General features: G+C 65.4%; 19 protein-coding genes. 2 read left to right on the top strand and 17 right to left on the bottom strand.

The window, feature by feature from the left end; genetic code table 11:
• Nucleotides 1–50: 50 nt before the first annotated feature.
• The gene (locus EOINJALH_RS28560) at nucleotides 51–1,283 is read right to left on the bottom strand and encodes a YihY family inner membrane protein (RefSeq protein ID WP_088286658.1); all 1,233 of its coding nucleotides are present in this window, start codon (nucleotides 1,281–1,283) and stop codon (nucleotides 51–53) included.
• Between the two features lie 9 nt (nucleotides 1,284–1,292).
• Between EOINJALH_RS28560 and EOINJALH_RS28565 the strand changes: the two genes are divergently transcribed.
• Both EOINJALH_RS28565 and EOINJALH_RS28570 read left to right on the top strand, forming a co-directional pair.
• The gene (locus EOINJALH_RS28565) at nucleotides 1,293–1,676 is read left to right on the top strand and encodes a DUF2069 domain-containing protein (RefSeq protein ID WP_088286660.1); all 384 of its coding nucleotides are present in this window, start codon (nucleotides 1,293–1,295) and stop codon (nucleotides 1,674–1,676) included.
• Nucleotides 1,673–3,094 carry an FAD-binding oxidoreductase gene (locus EOINJALH_RS28570; protein WP_088286662.1) on the top strand — a complete coding sequence of 474 codons (1,422 nt, stop codon included), beginning with the start codon at nucleotides 1,673–1,675 and terminating at the stop codon, nucleotides 3,092–3,094. Before EOINJALH_RS28565 ends, EOINJALH_RS28570 begins: the two co-directional genes overlap by 4 nt.
• Here EOINJALH_RS28570 and EOINJALH_RS28575 read toward each other — a convergent pair.
• The 16 genes from EOINJALH_RS28575 to EOINJALH_RS28650 all read right to left on the bottom strand — a co-directional run bounded on the left by EOINJALH_RS28575 (nucleotide 3,075) and on the right by EOINJALH_RS28650 (nucleotide 18,810).
• Nucleotides 3,075–3,515, bottom strand: a complete 441-nt coding sequence (locus EOINJALH_RS28575; protein WP_088286664.1) for a DUF1178 family protein — start codon at nucleotides 3,513–3,515, stop codon at nucleotides 3,075–3,077. The genes EOINJALH_RS28570 and EOINJALH_RS28575 overlap by 20 nt on opposite strands.
• A 103-nt stretch (nucleotides 3,516–3,618) precedes the next feature.
• Entirely contained in the window at nucleotides 3,619–4,194 is a 576-nt protein-coding gene (locus EOINJALH_RS28580) for an NUDIX domain-containing protein (RefSeq protein WP_088286666.1), read from the bottom strand.
• On the bottom strand, nucleotides 4,187–4,501 hold the full coding sequence (locus tag EOINJALH_RS28585; protein WP_088286668.1) for a DUF2818 family protein: 315 nt from the start codon (nucleotides 4,499–4,501) through the stop codon (nucleotides 4,187–4,189). Before EOINJALH_RS28585 ends, EOINJALH_RS28580 begins: the two co-directional genes overlap by 8 nt.
• Before the next feature lie 7 nt (nucleotides 4,502–4,508).
• Nucleotides 4,509–5,990 carry an NADH-quinone oxidoreductase subunit NuoN gene (gene nuoN, locus EOINJALH_RS28590; RefSeq protein ID WP_088286670.1) on the bottom strand — a complete coding sequence of 494 codons (1,482 nt, stop codon included), beginning with the start codon at nucleotides 5,988–5,990 and terminating at the stop codon, nucleotides 4,509–4,511.
• 19 nt (nucleotides 5,991–6,009) lie between these two features.
• The gene (locus EOINJALH_RS28595) at nucleotides 6,010–7,485 is read right to left on the bottom strand and encodes an NADH-quinone oxidoreductase subunit M (protein WP_088286672.1); all 1,476 of its coding nucleotides are present in this window, start codon (nucleotides 7,483–7,485) and stop codon (nucleotides 6,010–6,012) included.
• Nucleotides 7,486–7,509: 24 nt separating this feature from the next.
• A complete protein-coding gene (nuoL, locus tag EOINJALH_RS28600) occupies nucleotides 7,510–9,534 on the bottom strand; it encodes an NADH-quinone oxidoreductase subunit L (RefSeq protein WP_088286675.1) in 2,025 nt (674 codons plus the stop codon).
• Between the two features lie 16 nt (nucleotides 9,535–9,550).
• Entirely contained in the window at nucleotides 9,551–9,868 is a 318-nt protein-coding gene (gene nuoK, locus EOINJALH_RS28605; protein WP_088286677.1) for an NADH-quinone oxidoreductase subunit NuoK, read from the bottom strand.
• Entirely contained in the window at nucleotides 9,865–10,527 is a 663-nt protein-coding gene (locus EOINJALH_RS28610) for an NADH-quinone oxidoreductase subunit J (protein ID WP_088286679.1), read from the bottom strand. The genes nuoK and EOINJALH_RS28610 overlap by 4 nt, the downstream gene beginning before the upstream one ends.
• A gap of 80 nt (nucleotides 10,528–10,607) precedes the next feature.
• Nucleotides 10,608–11,105 (bottom strand): NADH-quinone oxidoreductase subunit NuoI, encoded by a 498-nt coding sequence (gene nuoI / locus EOINJALH_RS28615; protein WP_088286681.1) that lies wholly within the window; start codon nucleotides 11,103–11,105, stop codon nucleotides 10,608–10,610.
• Nucleotide 11,106: 1 nt separating this feature from the next.
• On the bottom strand, nucleotides 11,107–12,174 hold the full coding sequence (nuoH, locus tag EOINJALH_RS28620; protein WP_088286683.1) for an NADH-quinone oxidoreductase subunit NuoH: 1,068 nt from the start codon (nucleotides 12,172–12,174) through the stop codon (nucleotides 11,107–11,109).
• A gap of 2 nt (nucleotides 12,175–12,176) precedes the next feature.
• Nucleotides 12,177–14,498 (bottom strand): NADH-quinone oxidoreductase subunit NuoG, encoded by a 2,322-nt coding sequence (gene nuoG, locus EOINJALH_RS28625; protein ID WP_088286747.1) that lies wholly within the window; start codon nucleotides 14,496–14,498, stop codon nucleotides 12,177–12,179.
• Nucleotides 14,499–14,621: 123 nt separating this feature from the next.
• A complete protein-coding gene (gene nuoF, locus EOINJALH_RS28630) occupies nucleotides 14,622–15,959 on the bottom strand; it encodes an NADH-quinone oxidoreductase subunit NuoF (RefSeq protein ID WP_404872804.1) in 1,338 nt (445 codons plus the stop codon).
• Between the two features lie 17 nt (nucleotides 15,960–15,976).
• Complete coding sequence (nuoE, locus tag EOINJALH_RS28635) at nucleotides 15,977–16,462, bottom strand: NADH-quinone oxidoreductase subunit NuoE (protein WP_088286751.1); 486 nt, start codon at nucleotides 16,460–16,462, stop codon at nucleotides 15,977–15,979.
• Nucleotides 16,462–17,715 (bottom strand): NADH-quinone oxidoreductase subunit D, encoded by a 1,254-nt coding sequence (locus EOINJALH_RS28640; RefSeq protein ID WP_088286685.1) that lies wholly within the window; start codon nucleotides 17,713–17,715, stop codon nucleotides 16,462–16,464. The genes nuoE and EOINJALH_RS28640 overlap by 1 nt, the downstream gene beginning before the upstream one ends.
• 14 nt (nucleotides 17,716–17,729) lie before the next feature.
• Nucleotides 17,730–18,329, bottom strand: a complete 600-nt coding sequence (locus EOINJALH_RS28645) for an NADH-quinone oxidoreductase subunit C (RefSeq protein WP_088286687.1) — start codon at nucleotides 18,327–18,329, stop codon at nucleotides 17,730–17,732.
• 1 nt (nucleotide 18,330) lies between these two features.
• The gene (locus EOINJALH_RS28650; RefSeq protein ID WP_009551904.1) at nucleotides 18,331–18,810 is read right to left on the bottom strand and encodes an NADH-quinone oxidoreductase subunit B family protein; all 480 of its coding nucleotides are present in this window, start codon (nucleotides 18,808–18,810) and stop codon (nucleotides 18,331–18,333) included.
• Nucleotides 18,811–18,817 lie beyond the last annotated feature (7 nt).

Genomic DNA, 18,817 nt, shown 5'->3' on the forward strand with positions numbered 1-18,817 from the left:
CGCCACCCCGCGAACCAGGCCCGGCGGGCGGCGGTCAGCGCGGGTTGGCGTCAGCCGATCAGGTCGGCCACGGTCAGGCGGGCCAGGCCGGCGCGATCACGGAAGGCGTGCGTGGCCGCGCGGTCCTCGAGCAACAGACGGTCGACCAGCGGGGCCGCTGGCGTGGTGGTCGGCTCGATCAGCAGGATGTGGCGCGGGTCGCCGTCGTCGTCGAGCCGGCTGCACCAGTCGAGGCCGTGCAGGTCTTCCAGCACCGGCTGCACCTGCAGCGGGTCGATGCGCAAGGCGCCGGCAATGGCTTCCAGGCCCAGCCCGTGCGGCGGGCGCCCACGCGTGGCGGCCAGCGTCCGCAGAACAGCCACGGCCAGCGCGAATCGCTGGCCTGGGCGGTCGGGCATGCGCACCACGCGCAAGGCCAGGCTGGGCGCATAGGCGGCGATCACGGCGCCCAGCAGCACGATGACCCAGCCGAGGTAGATCCAGAGCAGGAAGATCGGCAGCGTGGCAAAGGCGCCGTAGACCACCGAGTAGGTCTGCACGCTGGCCACGTACCAGCCCAGCACGCGCTTGGCGATCTCGAAGCCCAGCGACACGAACACGCCGCCGGCCCAGGCATGCTTCCACCTGACATGGGTGTTGGGCACGTAGCGGAACAGCGCGGCCATGCCGCCGGCCAGCATCACGAACTCGAGCACGCCGAGCAGCAGCGTCAGGCCGCCCGGCAGCGCGTTGACGAAACCCTTGGACGCCGACAGCGCATACGAGGTGATCGTCAGGCTGATGCCGAGCAACAGCGGCCCCAGGGTCATCGCCGCCCAGTAGACAAGCACGCGGTGCGCCAGCGGGCGCGGCTTGGGCACGCGCCAGATGGCATTGAGGGTGCGGTCGATCGTGAACACCAGCGCCAACGCGGTGAACACCAGCACCACCACGCCGACGCCACCCACCCGGCTGGCCTTGCCGGCAAAGGTCGTCAGGGCCTGCAGCACCGGCCGCGCGATGTTGTCGGGCACCAGGCTCTGCACCAGGTACTGCTGCAGCGAGGCCTGGAACTTGGCGAACATCGGAAATGCGGTGAACAGCGCCAGCATCACCGTCATCAGCGGCACCAGGCTGATCAGCGTGGTGAAGGTCAGGCTGCTGGCGGTGAGGCCCAGGTGGTCTTCGCGGAAGCGCAAGCGCAGCGTGCGCAAGGTGTCGAACCAGGGCCAGGTGCGCAGCACGTGCGCGAGGCTGGCCACGTGCCGCTGCACGCCGGCGCGAACGAGTTGCGTCGAGGACATCCGACTATCATGCCAGCCGTGAACGAGACCACCCCGCCCGACCGGGCCCTGCAGGCCACCCGTGCGGTGGCGGTGGGCTCGCTGCTGGGCCTGATCGTGCTGGGCCTGGCGTGGGAACTGTGGCTGGCACCCACGGGCCGCGGCACGCTGGCCTGGAAGGTGCTGCCGCTGGTGCTGCCCCTGTCGGGCCTGCTCAAGCACCGCATGTACACCTACCGCTGGGTGAGCCTGTTCGTGTGGCTGTACTTCATCGAGGGCGTGGTGCGCGCCACCACCGAGCCTGGCATCGTGGTGCTGCTGGGCTCGATCGAGGTGCTGCTATGCGTGGTGCTGTTTGCCGCCTGCGCCTTCCACGTGCGCTGGCGCCTGTCCAGGCCCCGGGAGGCCACATGACCACGACGCTGCTGCAGGCCTTGCGCCAGGTGGTGGGCGAGGCGCAGGTGCTGCACCAGGGCGACCTGTCGGCCTGGGAGCGCGACTGGCGCAAGCGCTGGCACGGCAAGGCCCTGGCCGTGGTGCGCCCCGGCAACACGGGCGAGGTGGCCCAGGTGGTGAAGCTGTGCGCCGCGCACGGCACCACCATCGTGCCGCAGGGCGGCAACACCGGCCTGGTGGGCGGCGGCGTGCCCGACATGAGCGGCACCCAGGTGCTGCTGAGCCTGGCGCGGATGCGAACCGTGCGCGCCATCGACCGCGCCAACCTGGCCATGACGGTGGAGGCCGGCTGCGTGCTGCAGGCCGTGCAGGAGGCGGCCGCCGAGGCCGGCCTGCTGTTCCCGCTGAGCCTGGCCGCCGAGGGCAGCTGCACCATCGGTGGCAACCTGGCCACCAATGCGGGCGGCACGCAGGTGCTGCGCTACGGCAATGCGCGCGAGCTGTGCCTGGGGCTGGAGGTCGTCACGCCGCAGGGCGAGGTCTGGGACGGCCTGTCGGGCCTGCGCAAGGACAACACCGGCTACGACCTGCGCGACCTGTTCGTCGGCAGCGAGGGCACGTTGGGCATCATCACCGCCGCCACGCTGAAGCTGTACCCGCGGCCGGCCGCCGAACTCACCGCAATGGCCGCCTGCGGCACGCTGGCGCAATGCCTGTCGCTGCTGGGGCTGGCGCAGGCCCGCCTGGGCGCCGGGCTCACCGGCTTCGAGGCCATGAACACCTTTTCGCTGGGGCTGGTGCGGCAGCACTTCCCGCAATTGCCGCATCCCCTGCCCCCGGCGCCCTGGACGGTGCTGCTGGCCTTCGACGACACCGGCACTGAAGAAGCGGCCCGCACGCGCTTCGAATCGCTGCTGGAGGCCGCGCTGGAAGGCGGGTTGATCGACGATGCGGCCGTGGCCGGCAGCCTGGCGCAATCGGCCGCGATGTGGCACCTGCGCGAATCGATCCCGCTGGCGCAGAGCGAGGAAGGCCTCAACGTCAAGCACGACATCTCGCTGCCGGTGTCGGCCATCCCCAACTTCGTCGACCGCACCGACGCCGCGCTGCAGCGGGCCTTCCCGGGCGCGAGGCTGGTCAACTTCGGCCACCTCGGCGACGGCAACCTGCACTACAACGTGCAATGCCCGGCCGGCGGCGACGGGGCGCAGTTCCTGGCCCTGAACGAGCACGCCATCAACACCATCGTCTACGACGCGGTGCAGGCCTGTGGCGGTTCGTTCTCGGCCGAGCACGGCGTGGGATCGCTCAAGCTCGACGAGATGATGCAGCGAAAGTCACCGGTGGCGCTGGGCATGATGCGCGCCATCAAGCGCGCGCTCGACCCGCAGGGCACCCTGAACCCGGGCCGCGTGGTCAGTGTGCCGGGCCCTTGAGCGCTGCGGGCATCGGCAGCGGCACCGCCTCGATGCCCTCCTCGGCCAGCGCGCTGCGCTCCTCGGGCGTGGCCTGGCCACGGATGCCGCGGGCCTCGACCTCGCCGTAGTGGATGCGCCGCGCCTCTTCGGCGAAGCGGCGGCCCACGTCCTCGGTGTTGGCGATCACGTGCTGGACGGCCTGCAGCCACATCGTCTGCAAATCGGGTTCAGCAGGCTTGGCCGCCGGCGTGGGCGTCTGCTCGGGGCGCACGGCGCCCAGGTTGAGCCGTGGGGCACTGGGCATGCGGGTGATGACCTTGTCCGCACAGAGGGGGCAATCGATGAGGCCGCGCCCGTTCTGCGCCAGGAAATCATCTTCCGAGGCGAACCAGCCTTCGAACAGATGGCCGTGGGCACAGCGCAGGTCGAGTACCTTCATGCGGAGCCCATTATGGGGTGCCCGGGCCAGCAGCGCCTCGATGGGCCATCCCGGGGACGTATGGTGACCGCACCGGTTGCCGCGGCCCCGCGGGGCGTCGGGGTCAGACCGGCGAGGTCCAGGCCAGCGGCCACTGCCCGGCCTGCCAGCGCTGCAGCCATAGCAGGCCGACCAGGGTCTTGGCGTCGGTGACCTCGCCGCGGCCGGCGGCATCGTCCAGCGCGGCGGCGTCCATCGTCAGCACGTCGAGGAACTCGCCGGCATCCAGCGAACGCTCGCCGGCCGTCAAGCCGCGCGCGAACCAGATCTCGATCACCTCGCTGGCATAGGCCGGCGCGTTGTGCAGGACACCGGCGCGCGCCCATTCGGCGGCGCGGTAGCCGGTTTCCTCGGCCAGCTCGCGCTGGGCGCAGGTCTGCACGGTCTCGCCTGGGTCCAGCTTGCCGGCCGGGAACTCGAGCAGCACCGTGCCGACGGGATAGCGGAACTGTCGCTCCATCACCAGGCGGCCGTCGTCGAGGATCGGCACCACCATCACGGCGCCGGGGTGCACGATGTATTCGCGCGTGGCTCGGCCGTCGTCGGGCAGCGCCACCGTGTCGCGCCGCACATCCAGCAACCTCCCCAGGAAGACCTGCTCGCCACTGACGTGTCGCTCGACGAGCGCGTCGTCAGCCATGGCGCGGCACAGGCTGACGGCGCAGGTGGCGCCAGACGAAGCCGGGGAATGCGAACGTGATGAAAAGGCACCCGGCGGCCGCGTAGAACGGCCAAGCCTGCGGATGCCGCTGCCCGCCGCGCGCCTCGACCAGCATGCCCAGGCCGATGGTCAAGGCGGCGAGCAGGAGCAACTCGATCAGGCGCCAGCCGATGCCCTTGTCGGGCCGCCGCGGGCCGACCAGCAGCAGCCGCTCGGTGAAAAACGGCAGGTTGGCGGCGACGACGCCGACGGCCAGCAGCAGCCAGACGGACGCGGCACCACTCATGCCGTGGTCAGGTGGCCAGCGCCTTGACGATGGCGTCGCGGCAAAGTGCCATCAGGCCGCCCGGCAACAGGCCGAAGCCCAGCACGGCGGCGCCGTTGAGCGCCAGCAGCGCGCTCACACCGCCGGCCTGCACGGGGCGAGACGCATCGGTGGGCTCGTCGAAGTACATGACCTTGACGACGCGCAGGTAGTAGAAGGCGCCCACCAGCGAGAGCATCACCGCCACCACGGCCAGGACGATGTAGCCCGTCACGTTGGTGGTGACCAGGGCCTGCAGGATGGCGAGCTTGGCATAGAAGCCGACCATCGGCGGCACGCCCGCCAGCGAGAACATGAACACCGACATCACGCCCGCCAGCCACGGCGCGCGGCGCGCCAGACCCGCGAGGTCCTTGATCTCTTCGCTTTCGAAACCGGAGCGCGACAGGAACATGACCAATCCGAACGTGCCCAGCGTGGTGAGCACGTAGGACACCACGTAGAACATCGCCGAGCTGTAGGCGTTACCGGCCGACAGCGTGTTGCCGCCAACGACGCCGGCCGTCAGGCCCAGCAGCATGAAGCCCATCTGCGAGATGGTCGAGTACGCCAGCATGCGCTTGAGATTGGTTTGCGCGATGGCGGCCAGGTTGCCGATGACCAGTGAACTCACGGCCAGCACCATCAGCATCTGCTGCCAATCGACCGCCAGCCCAAGCATGCCCTCCACCAGCAGTCGGATGGTGATCGCGAAGGCCGCGAGCTTGGGGGCGCCGCCGATCAGCAGCGTGACGGCCGTCGGCGCGCCCTGGTACACGTCGGGCACCCACATGTGAAAGGGCACCACACCGAGCTTGAAGGCCAGACCGGCCACGACGAACACGATACCGAAGGTCAGCACGGTGGCATTGATGCGACCGGTGCCGATGGCGTTGAACACTTCGTTGAGGTCGAGCGAACGCGTGGCGCCGTACATCATCGACAGGCCGTAGAGCAGGAAGCCGCTGGCCAGTGCGCCGAGCACGAAGTACTTCATTGCCGCCTCGGTGGACACGCCATGGTCGCGGCGCATGGCCACCAGCGCATACAGCGACAGGCTCATCAGTTCGAGGCCGAGGTAGATGACCAGGAAGTTGTTCGCCGAGATCATCACCGAGATGCCCAGCAGCACGAACATCGACAGCGAGTAGAACTCACCCTTCTGCAGTTCGCGCGAACCGATGTAGGGCTGGGCATAGGCCAGCGAGATCATGGTGGCCACGGTGGCGAAGAACGCCAGCAGGTGGCCCATGGGATCGGTGACCACCATGCGCTGCATGCCGTACATCGTGAAGCCACCATCGAGGTAGACGAGGTGCAGCGCAGCCACGGCCGCGAAGCTGATCTGCGTCAGCCAGAAGGTGGGACGGCGCTGCTCGTCGGTGACGAACAAGTCGATCAGAGCGACGGCACAGGCCGCCACCAGCAACAGCGCCTCGGGGTAGACGACCAGCCAGTTCATTGCATCCATCTTGTGGTTCTCCGTGGCGTCACTTCAGCTTGGAGGCCGCGGTGTGCTTGAGCAGGGCTTCGACCGAGGTGTGCATCACGTCGGTGAACGGCTTCGGGTACACGCCCATCCACAGGGTGGCGATGGCCAGCACCGACATGATGGCGAACTCGCGGCCATTGATGTCGGTGAGCTTGCGCACGTGATCGTTGGCGATCTCGCCGAAATAGACGCGCTTGTACATCCACAGCGAATAGGCTGCGCCGAAGATCAGCGCCGTGGCGGCGATGGCCGCGATCCAGAAGTTGGTCTTGACGGCGCCCAGGATCACCATCCATTCGCCCACGAAGCCGCCGGTGCCCGGCAGGCCGCAGTTGGCCATGGTGAAGAACAGCGCGAAGGCCGCGAACTTGGGCATCGTGTTGACGACGCCGCCGTACGACGAGATCTCGCGAGAATGCACGCGGTCGTAGAGCACGCCGATGGCCAGGAACATCGCACCCGACACGAAGCCGTGCGAGATCATCTGCACCAGCCCGCCCGACACGCCGAGCTCGCTGAAGATGAAGAAGCCGAGCGTGACGAAACCCATGTGGGCAATCGACGAATAGGCCACCAGCTTCTTCATGTCCTGCTGCACCAGCGCCACAAGACCGATGTAGACCACGGCGATCAGGCTGAGCGCGATGATGAACCAGGCGTACTCGCGCGAGGCGTCCGGGGCGATCGGCATCGAAAAGCGCAGGAAGCCGTAGGCGCCAAGCTTCAGCATGATGGCCGCCAGCACCACCGAGCCGCCGGTGGGCGCCTCGACGTGGGCATCGGGCAACCACGTGTGCACCGGCCACATCGGCACCTTCACCGAGAAGGCAGCGAAGAAGGCGAAGAACAGCAGCGTCTGCGCGTTCATCGGCAACGGCAACCTGTGCCAGGTGGCGATGTCGAAGCTGCCGCCCGACTTGAAGTACAGGTACACCAGCGCCACCAGCATCAGCAGCGAACCGGCCAGCGTGTAGAGGAAGAACTTGAACGCCGCGTAGACGCGCCGCGGCCCCCCCCACACGCCGATGATGATGTACATCGGGATCAGCGTGGCTTCGAAGAACACATAGAACAGCAGGCCGTCGGCCGCCGAGAACACCCCGACCATCAGGCCCGACAGGATCAGGAACGCACCCATGTACTGGTGCACCCGCTCGGTGATCACTTCCCAGCCTGCCGCCACGACGATGATGGTGATGAAGGCCGTGAGCAGCACGAACCACACCGAGATGCCGTCGACACCCAGGTGGTAGCGCACCGCGAAGCGCTCGATCCAGGGCATGTTCTCCTCGAACTGCCAGGCGGCGGTGGCCACATCGAACCCGGTGACCAGCGGGATGGTGACCGCAAAGCTCAGGATCGCACCGACCAGCGCAACGACCCGAGCCATCTGCGGGTTGTCGTCGCGGCCCAGCGCGAGCAGCAGGATGCCGAATGCAATCGGCAGCCAAATGGAAACACTCAGAAGACCCATTGTTGTTCTCCGCGCCCTGTTCTGTCAGCGGCCCATCAGGCCGGCGAGATCGGGCCACAGCTGCCAGGTGAGCAGGCCGAACAGGCCCAGCAGCATGACGAGCGCATACCAGTAGATGTAGCCGGACTGGAGCAGTCGCGTGAGACCGGCGATGCCGCCCACTGCCCGCGCCGATCCGTTGATGAGGACGCCGTCGATCAGACCCTGGTCGCCGCCCTTCCACAGGCCGGTGCCGAGTCCACGAGCCGCCGCGGCCAGCACGTTCTCGTTGAACCAGTCGAGGTAGTACTTGTTCTCGAGCACCTTGATCACCGGGGACAGGGCCTTGGCAATGGCCGCCGGAATCGACGGTGCCACCATGTAGAACACATAGGCGACGACGACACCGGCCAGTGCGAGCACGAACGGCAAGGTCGTCAGGGCGTGCGTGGCCATGGCCATCGCGCCGTGGAATCCTTCGGACATCACCTTCATCGCCGGATGCGCCGCCGCGTTCACGACGATCGAATCCTTGAAGAAATCACCGTGCAGCATCGGACCGATGGTGAAGTAGCCGATGACGACCGACGGGATCGCCAGCAGGACCAGCGGCACGGTCACCACCCAGGGGCTCTCGTGCGGGGTGTGATCGTGGCCGTGGTGGTCGTCGTGGCCATGGTCGTCTTCCGGCGGGAAGGGCTTGTGGTGGAAATGCTCCTTGCCGTGGAACACCAGGAAATACATCCGGAACGAATAGAACGCCGTGACGAACACGCCGGCCACCACCGCGAAGTAGGCCCAGTGGGCTGCCGGCAATTGGCTGGCGTGCACGGCCTCGATGATGGAATCCTTGGAATAGAAGCCCGAGAAAAACGGCGTGCCGATCAGTGCCAGCGAACCCAGCAGAGAGGTGAGCCAGGTGATGGGCATGTACTTGCGCAGCCCACCCATGTTGCGGATGTCCTGGTCATGGTGCATGCCCATGATGACCGAGCCGGCACCGAGGAACAGCAGTGCCTTGAAGAACGCATGGGTCATCAGGTGGAACACGGCCACCGAATAGGCCGAGACGCCGAGCGCCACCGTCATGTAGCCCAGTTGGGACAACGTGGAATAGGCGACCACCCGCTTGATGTCGTTCTGGATGATGCCCAGGAAGCCCATGAACAACGCCGTGATTGCGCCGATGACGAGCACGAAGTTGAGTGCCGTGTCCGACAACTCGAACAGCGGCGACATGCGCGCGACCATGAAGATGCCGGCGGTGACCATCGTCGCGGCATGGATCAGCGCGGAGATGGGGGTCGGACCTTCCATTGAATCGGGCAGCCACACGTGCAGGGGGAACTGCGCGCTCTTGCCCATGGCACCGATGAACAGGCAGATGCAGGTCACCGTGATCAACATCCAATCGGTGCCCGGGAAGACAAGCTTGGCCAGCTCGGGGCCCTTGGCGAAGGCTTCGTTGTAGCTCAGCGTGCCGGCGTAGGTGACGATCAGGCCGATGCCGAGGATGAAGCCGAAGTCGCCGACCCGGTTGACCAGGAAGGCCTTCATGTTGGCGAAGATCGCCGTCGGCTTCTTGTACCAGAAGCCGATCAGCAAGTACGACACCAGGCCCACCGCTTCCCAGCCGAAGAACAGTTGCAGGAAGTTGTTGCTCATCACCAGCATGAGCATCGAGAAGGTGAACAGCGAGATGTACGAGAAGAAGCGCTGGTAGCCCGGGTCCTCGGCCATGTAGCCGATGGTGTAGACGTGCACCATCAGCGACACGAAGGTCACCACGCACATCATCATCGCGGTGAGCCCGTCGACCAGGAAGCCGACCTCCATCTTCAAGTCGCCGAGCACCATCCATTCGTAGATGGTGGCATTGAAGCGGGCGCCGCCCAGCACGTCGTTGAGCACCATCGCGGACAACACGAAGGAGATCAGCACGCCGAGGCAGGTGACGATGTGCGCGCCGCTGCGGCCGATGGCCTTGCCGAAGAATCCGGCCACCACCGCGCCAACCAGCGGCGCCAGCGGCACCGCGAGCAGAAGGTTCTGGGAGAGTTGTGCAGACATGTTCGACGCCGCTCCGTCAGCCTTTGAGTGCGTCGAGTTCTTCGACGTTGATGGTTGCGCGGTTGCGGAACAACACCACCAGGATGGCCAGCCCGATCGCCGATTCGGCGGCCGCCACCGTGAGGATGAAGAACACGAACACCTGCCCCGCCATGTCGCCCAGGAAATGCGAGAAGGCAACGAAGTTGAGGTTCACCGCGAGCAGCATCAGTTCGATCGCCATCAGCAGCACGATCAGATTGCGGCGGTTGAGGTAGATGCCGATCACCGAGAGGGCGAACAGCACGCCACCGAGCGACAGATAGTGGCCGAGCGTGATGGGGCCAATGCTCATTTCTTGTCTCCCGAAGTGCCCGGCACGACCGGAGCGGCTTGGGTCGGCACAGACGCCGGCACCTCGATCACCGGCTCCATCTTCACGATGCGCAGGCGGTCGGCCTTCTTGGCCAGCACCTGCTGCGATGGATCCTGCGTGCGGCTGTCCTTGCGCTTGCGCAGCGTCAGCGCAATGGCGGCGATGATGGCCACCAGCAGCAGCACGGCTGCGATCTGCAGCGGATAGAGGTACTTGGTATAGACCTCGATGCCCAGCAGCTTGGTGTTGCCCATCTTGACCAGGGCGGGGTCGGGCACCGGCGCCTCGACGAGGCGGAAGCCGCCCATCAGCACCAGCGCCATCTCGAGCGCGATCAATGCCCCGATGAAGCCTGCCAGCGGCAAATGCTGCCAGAAGCCCTCACGGAATTCGTCGCCTTTCAGATCGAGCATCATCACGACGAACAGGAAGAGCACCATCACGGCACCCACGTAGACGAGCACCAGTGCGATGGCCAGGAACTCTGCCTTGAGCATCATCCAGATGACTGCGGCATTGGCGAAGGCCAGCACCAAGTAGAGGGCTGCGTGCACGGTGCTCTTCGCCGTGATGACACGGAACGAAGCGACCAGCAGCACTGCCGCGAAGAAGTAGAAAAGTACGCCGGTGATGTTCATGGGTATTGCCGCGGGGCGAGCCGCGCTCCTCCTGGCCGATGTCCCGACACTGTGTGGCCGGGTACAGGCGTGTCGGGGCGTCAGCGGTACTTCGCGTCGGCCTCCTTGTTGGCGGCGATCTCGGTTTCGTAGCGGTCGCCGACGGCCAGCAACATGTCCTTGGTGAAGTACAGGTCGCCGCGTTTCTCGCCGTGGTACTCGAAGATGTGCGTCTCGACGATCGAATCGACCGGGCAGCTCTCCTCGCAGAAGCCGCAGAAGATGCACTTGGTGAGGTCGATGTCGTAGCGCGTGGTGCGGCGCGAGCCGTCGTCGCGCACATCGCTCTCGATGGTGATCGCCATGGCCGGGCACACCGCCTCGCAGAGCTTGCAGGCGATGCAGCGCTCCTCGCCGTTCTCGTAGCGGCGCAACGCGTGCAGGCCGCGGAAGCGCGGGCTGAGCGGTGTTCTCTCTTCGGGGAACTGGACCGTGATCTTCTTCTGAAAGAAGTGACGGCCCGTGAGCTTCATGCCCTTGAGCAACTCCAGCAGCATGAAGCTGGAGACGAAGTCCTTGAGTGATGCGGTGGCTGCCATGTCACTTCCAGATGTTCAGGGAGGTCTGCATCCAAAGGCCGACCACGACCAGCCAGATCAGCGTGATCGGGATGAAGATCTTCCAGCCCAGGCGCATGATCTGGTCGTAGCGGTAGCGGGGGAACGTGGCGCGCACCCACAGGAACATGGTGACGACCACGAAGGTCTTGATGGCCAGCCAGATCCATCCCGGCACCCAATTGAAGACGGCGCTGTCGATCGGGGGCAACCAGCCGCCCAGGAACATGATCACGCACAGCGTGGAGACCAGAATCATGTTCGCGTACTCGGCGAGGAAGAACATCGCGAACGACATGCCCGAGTACTCGATCATGTGTCCGGCAACGATCTCGGACTCGCCCTCGACCACGTCGAACGGATGGCGGTTGGTCTCAGCCAGGCTCGAGATGAAGTAGACGATGAAGATCGGGAACAGCGGCAGCCAGTTCCAGGAGAGGAAGTTCAGGCCCATGTCGGCCATCGTGCCGCGGCCCTGGGCGTTGACGATCTCGCCCATGTTCATCGAGCCCGACACCATCAGCACCACGACCAGGGCGAAGCCCATGGCGATCTCGTAGCTGACCATCTGGGCCGAGGCCCGCAGCGCACCCAGGAACGCGTACTTGGAGTTCGAGGCCCAGCCGGCAATGATCACGCCGTAGACCTCGAGCGAGGTGATCGCCATCAGGAACAGCAGGCCGGCGTTCACGTCGGCGACCACCAGATCAGGGCCGATCGGCACGACGGCCCAGGCGGCGAGCGCCGGCATGATGGTCATGATCGGGCCGAGGAAGAACAGGCCCTTGCTGGCCGCAGTCGGTCGGATGATCTCCTTGAAGATCAGCTTGACCGCATCGGCGATGGGCGTCAGCAGGCCGTACGGACCGACGCGGTTCGGGCCGGGACGCACCTGCGTGAAGCCGATGCCCTTGCGTTCCCAGAGGGTGAGGTAGGCAACGCACAACATCAGGGGCGCCACCAACGCGATGATCTTGATGAGACTCCAGACCACCGCCCAGAGGGTGCCGCCGAGCAGTTCGCCGCCGAATTGGTTGAATTGGTCGATCATGGTCAGGCTTTCTCGACCGCAATGGGGCCAAACATCGCCCCGAGGCCGACAGTTTCCGCGCAACCGGCAGCAACCCGCACCGCCTGCGCGGCCAACGTGGCGTCCTCGCGTGCAGGCAGCACTGCCGACGCGGCATCCTGTGTGAGCCTCACCGAGTCGCCCACCTTCAGTCCGAGTTGCTGCCACAGCGCAGTGGACAAGCCGACCTGCGGCGCTCGGGCATCCGAGGTCAATTGCAGCGAGGTGGCGCGACGGACCACCGAATCGGTGGCATAGATCGGCACGTCAGACACGCGCTCCAGGCCGCGCACTGCCTCACCCAGAGCGATCGGCACGCTGCTGCGGTTGTTCAGGCGCTCCGGCAACTGGGACAGATCGCCCAGGGCCTCTGCGCGAACCTCGTCGACGCTCTCCTGCTCGAATCCTGGCAGGCCCAGCAGGTTGCCCAGCACACGCAGCACCTTCCAGGCCGGCCGGGCATCGCCCAGCGGCCGCACCACACCGACGTAACTCTGCACGCGGCCTTCGGCGTTGACCAGCGTGCCAGCGCTTTCGGTGAACGGGGCGATGGGCAGCAGCACGTCGGCGTTGTCGACGGCGGCATCCTTGAAAGAGGTCAGCGCCACGATGAGGCCTGATCCAGCCAGCGCCGTCTTGGCCGCGGCGGCGTCGGCGGCGTCGCGCACCGGCTCGACATCGAGCAGCAGCAAGGCCTTCATCGGTTGGCCGAGCATCTGACCTGCATTCATCCCGCCGGCGCCAGGCAGCGCATGGACGAGTTGTGCGCCCACGCTGTTGGCGGCTTCGGTGAGGTATCCGACGCTCGCGCCGGTGTGGTCACCGATCCATTGCGCCAGCGCCAGCAGGCCGCTGGCCTGCGGATGCTGGGCCGCTGCATTGCCCAGCAGGATGGCCTTGCGCTCGCCCGACAGCAAGGCGTCGGCGACTGCCTTGGCGGCCTCGTTGACCAGCGCATTGGCCGGTGCAGCGACGCCCTTGGCACTGGCCACGTACCCAGCCACGTCGGCAAGAGCTTGTGCCCAGCCACTCGGCACAGACGTGATCCGGCCGGCCAGCGTCATCGCCCAGTCATCGTGCACCGCGTTCAAGCTGAACACTTGCGCACCCTTGCGGACCGCCTGGCGGATGCGCAGCGCAAAGAGCGGATGGTCCTTGCGCAGGAACGAACCGACCACCAAGGCCGAGTTCAGCGACGTGAGCGACGCAATGGACCGGCCCAGCCAACGGGCCTGCCCCGCCGGTGCGGCGTTGGCGAAGTCGGCGTGCCGTGCACGGACATCGACGCTCTCGCTGCCGAGTCCGCGGACCAGCTTGGCCAGCAGGTGCAGTTCTTCGACGCTGCGATGGCCGGCTGCCACGGCGCCGATGCCGGCCACGCCATGCTCACCCTTGATGCGCTTCAGGCCGTCGGCCACGTAACCGAGAGCGGTGTTCCAGTCCACGGTCTGCCACTGGCCGCCCTGTTTGATCATCGGCTGCGTCAGACGGGCATCGCTGTTGAGCGCCTCGTAGCTGAAACGGTCGCGGTCAGAGATCCAGCACTCGTTGACGTCGTCGTTCTCGAGCGGAACCACTCGAAGGACCTTGTTGCCCTTGACCTGAACGATCAGGTTGGCGCCCGTGGAGTCGTGCGGGCTGACGCTCTTGCGGCGAGACAGTTCCCAGGTGCGGGCCGAATAGCGGAACGGCTTGCTGGTGAGCGCTCCGACCGGGCACACATCGATCATGTTGCCGGACAGTTCGGAATCGATGCTGCGTCCGATGAAGGTGGTGATCTCGCTGTGCTCACCCCGGTGTTGCATGCCGAGTTCCATGATCCCGGCAATCTCTTGACCGAAACGCACGCAGCGGGTGCAGTGGATGCACCGGCTCATCTCTTGCATCGAGATCAGCGGGCCGACGTTCTTGTGGAAGACCACGCGCTTCTCTTCCGCATAGCGCGAGGTCGAGCCACCGTAGCCGACGGCCAGGTCCTGCAACTGGCATTCGCCGCCCTGGTCGCAGATGGGGCAGTCCAGCGGATGGTTGATGAGGAGGAACTCCATCACCGACTTCTGCGCCTTGACCGCCTTGTCGCTCTTCGTCCGCACGATCATGCCCTGCGTCACCGGTGTGGCGCAGGCCGGCATCGGCTTCGGGGACTTTTCGATGTCGACCAGGCACATGCGGCAGTTGGCCGCGATGCTGAGCTTGCGGTGATAGCAGAAGTGCGGGATGGTGACGCCAGCAGCATCGGCTGCATGCATGACCATGCTGCCCTCAGCCACCGAGACCTTCTTGCCGTCGAGTTCGATTTCGATCATGTTGCTCACCAGCACGCCCGGCAAAGTGCCGGGCCGCCAAGACGCAGGCGAAGGCAGCGCTTCGCTTGCCGTGAATGGCCAGCCGCCCGAAGGGGCAGCGAGGTATGCCGAGCTTGGGGGCGCTTAGACATACGCGGGAACCATGCAGGTTTTGTGGTCGACGTGGTAAACGAACTCGTCGCGGAAGTGCTTGAGCATGCCCCGCACCGGCATGGCCGCGGCGTCGCCCAGTGCGCAGATGGTTCGGCCCATGATGTTCTCGGCCACGTTGTCGAGCAGGGCCAAATCGTCGGGGCGGCCTTCGCCGTGCTCGAGGCGGTTGACCAGCCGCCAGAGCCACCCTGTGCCTTCTCGGCACGGCGTGCACTGGCCGCAGGATTCGTGGCTGTAGAAGTACGACAGGCGCAACAGGCTCTTGACCATGCAGCGCGTCTCGTCCATCACGATGACCGCGCCAGAGCCCAGCATCGATCCGGCCTTGCTGATGGAGTCATAGTCCATCGTGCAGTCCATCATGATCGACGCCGGCAACACAGGCGAAGACGATCCACCTGGGATCACCGCCTTGAGCTTGCGGCCGCCATTGACGCCACCGGCAAGCTCGAGCAATTTGGCGAACGAGGTGCCCATCGGGATCTCGTAGTTGCCCGGACGTGCCACATCACCGACCATCGAGAAGATCTTGGTGCCGCCGTTGTTGGGCTTGCCGCATTCGAGGTAGGCCTGACCGCCATTGCGGATGATCCAGGGCACCGCCGCGAAGGTTTCGGTGTTGTTGATCGTTGTGGGCTTGCCGTACAGGCCGAAGCTGGCAGGGAACGGCGGCTTGAAGCGCGGCTGTCCCTTCTTGCCTTCGAGGGATTCGAGCAACGCCGTTTCTTCGCCGCAGATGTACGCGCCGAATCCGTGAAAGGCATGCAGCTGGAAACTGTGGTTGCTGCCCAGGATCTGATTGCCCAGGTAGCCCGCGGCACGCGCCTCCTCGAGGGCTTCCTCGAAGCGTTCGTAGACCTCGAAGATCTCGCCGTGGATGTAGTTGTAGCCCACGGAGATGCCCATCGCGTAGGCCGCGATGATCATGCCTTCGATGACGATGTGCGGGTTGTAGGCAAGGATGTCGCGATCCTTGCAGGTGCCAGGTTCGCCTTCGTCCGAGTTGCACACCAGGTACTTCTGCACCGGCAGCGCACGCGGCATGAAGCTCCACTTCAGGCCGGTCGGGAAGCCGGCACCGCCACGGCCGCGGAGCCCGGAGCCCTTGACCTCGGCCACGACTTGGTCTGGCGTCATGCCCCCCTCGGCTGCGAGGATCTTTCGCAGCGCCTGATAGCCACCACGCGCCTCGTAGTCTTTCAAGCGCCAGTTGCTGCCATTGAGGCCAGCGTAGATCTGGGCGCCGATGTGTCGGTCGTGGAAGCAGGTCTCCACGCCCCTGGACTGGAACTTCGAAAGGTCGGGCATGTGCATGATCGTGGCGCTCACTTGGCCTGTGCCTTCAGCACGTCGACCAGTTCGTCGAGGCGCTCGTTGCTCATGTAGCTGACCATCTGCCGGTCGTTGACCAGCATCACCGGCGCATCGGCGCAGGCGCCGAGGCATTCGCACTTGGCCACGGTGAACATGCCGTCGGGCGTGGTGCCGCCGTCCTCGATGCCCAGCTTGTGGCAAAGGTGCTCGAGCGCCTGTTGCCCGTTGCGCAGCTGGCACGGCAGGTTCGTGCAGACGTTGAGCTTGAACTTGCCCACCGGCTGCTGGTTGTACATGTTGTAGAACGTGGTCACCTCGCGAACCGCGATCGGCGCCATGCCGAGGTAGCTGGCAATCGCCTCCTCGGATTCGGCCGAGACATGACCCTGCTCCTGCTGCACGATGGACAGGCAGGCCATCACCGCAGACTGCGCCTGGTCAGCCGGGTACTTGGCCACTTCGCGTGCGAATCGGGCCTTGGTTTCTTCAGAGAGCATCATCTGTCGATCTCGCCAAACACGATGTCCATGGTGCCGATGATTGCCACCGCGTCGGCGATCATGTGGCCACGCGACATCTCGTCAAGCGCAGCAAGGTGGGCAAAGCCAGGGGCGCGGATCTTCATGCGATAGGGCTTGTTGGCGCCGTCGCTGACCATGTAGATCCCGAACTCGCCCTTCGGGTGTTCGACCGCGGCATAAGCTTCGCCTTCGGGTACGTGGAAGCCTTCGGTGAAGAGCTTGAAATGGTGGATCAACTCCTCCATGTTGCTCTTCATGTCGACCCGCGGCGGAGGTGCCACCTTGTGGTTGTCGACGATCACCGGACCAGGGTTGTTGCGCAACCAGGCAGAGCATTGCTGGATGATGCGATTGGACTGGCGCATTTCCTCGACACGCACCAGGTAGCGGTCGTAGGTGTCGCCGTTGACGCCCAGCGCCATGTCGAAATCGATCTTGTCGTAGACGTCGTAGGGCTGGTGCTTGCGCAGGTCCCAGGTGACGCCCGAGCCGCGCAGCATGGGCCCGGTGAACCCGAGGTTCAACGCGCGCTCCGGCGAGACCACGCCAATGCCCACGGTGCGCTGCTTCCAGATGCGGTTGTCGGTGAGCAGCGTTTCGTACTCATCGACGAGACCGGGAAAGCGCCGGGTGAAATCGTCGACATAGTCCAGCAGCGTGCCCTGCCGATTCTCGTTCAATGCCTTGATGGCCCGCTCGTTCTTGATCTTGCTGACGCTGTACTGCGGCATCGTGTCCGGCAGGTCGCGGTACACGCCGCCCGGCCGGAAATAGGCCGCGTGCATGCGCGCCCCCGACACCGCTTCGTACATGTCCAACAGATCCTCCCGCTCGCGGAAGGTGTAGACGAACATGTTCATCGCACCGCAGTCCAAACCGTGCGCACCCAGCCACATCAGGTGGTTCAGCAGTCGCGTGATCTCGCTGAACATCACGCGGATGTACTGCGCGCGCTCGGGCACCTCGATGCCCAGCAGGCGCTCGATGGCCAGGCAGAACGCATGCTCGTTGCACATCATGGACACGTAATCGAGACGGTCCATGTAAGGCAGCGACTGGATGTAGGTCTTGCTCTCGGCCAGCTTCTCGGTGGCCCGGTGCAGCAGTCCGATGTGGGGGTCGGCACGCTGGATGACTTCGCCATCGAGCTCGAGCACCAGACGCAGCACGCCGTGCGCCGCCGGGTGCTGGGGCCCGAAGTTGAGTGTGTAGTTCTTGATTTCAGCCATGAATCACTTTCGGCTCAATGCAGTCCGCCGTAGTTGTCTTCGCGGATGATGCGCGGGGTGATTTCTCGCGGCTCGATGGTCACCGGCTGATAGATCACGCGCTTCAACTCGGGGTCGTAGCGCATCTCGACGTGCCCCGTCACCGGGAAGTCCTTGCGCATCGGATGGCCGATGAAGCCGTAGTCGGTGAGGATGCGACGGAGGTCGATATGACCTTCGAAGATCACGCCGATCATGTCGAACGCCTCTCGCTCGAACCAGTTGGCCGACGACCACAGGTCGGTGAGCGAGGCCACCACGGGCATGTCGTCATCTGGCGCGAAGACCTTCAGGCGAACACGCCAGTTGAGGCTGACCGACAGCAGGTGCGTGACGACGCAGTAACGCGGGCCGTCCCAGGAGCGATCCTTCCAACTGCTGTAGTCGATGCCGCAAACGTCGATCAGTTGCTCGAACTTGAGGCTCGTGTCGTTGCGAAGCACCGAGGCAGCGGCCAGGTAGTGGGCGGCATCGACGGTGATCGTGATCTCGCCTCGCTCTCGCTTGAGGTGCTTGATCTTGTCGCCGAGCGCGGCCTCGAGGGCGGCTTGCAGTTTGTCGAGTCGAACGGTCATGTCAGGCTCGGGCGATCGTGTTTTCGCGGCGGATCTTGGCCTGCAGCTGCAGGATGCCATACAGCAATGCTTCGGCCGTCGGCGGGCAACCCGGGACGTACACGTCGACCGGTACGATTCGATCGCAACCGCGGACCACCGAATAGCTGTAGTGGTAGTAGCCTCCACCGTTGGCGCACGAGCCCATGCTCAACACCCAGCGAGGCTCGGCCATCTGATCGTAGACCTTGCGCAGCGCAGGGCCCATCTTGTTGCACAGCGTGCCCGCAACCACCATCAGATCGCTCTGCCGAGGACTGGGGCGGAAGAGCATCCCGAACCGGTCGATGTCGTAGCGCGCCGCACCGGCGTGCATCATCTCGACTGCACAGCAGGCCAGACCGAACGTCATCGGCCACAGCGAACCGGTCTTCGACCAGTTGATCAGCTTGTCCACCGACGTGGTGACGAAGCCTTCCTTCAGTACGCCTTCGATGCCCATGGGCTTG

It is taken from the genome of Ideonella sp. A 288 (assembly GCF_002198735.1).
Lineage (GTDB): Bacteria > Pseudomonadota > Gammaproteobacteria > Burkholderiales > Burkholderiaceae_C > Pseudaquabacterium.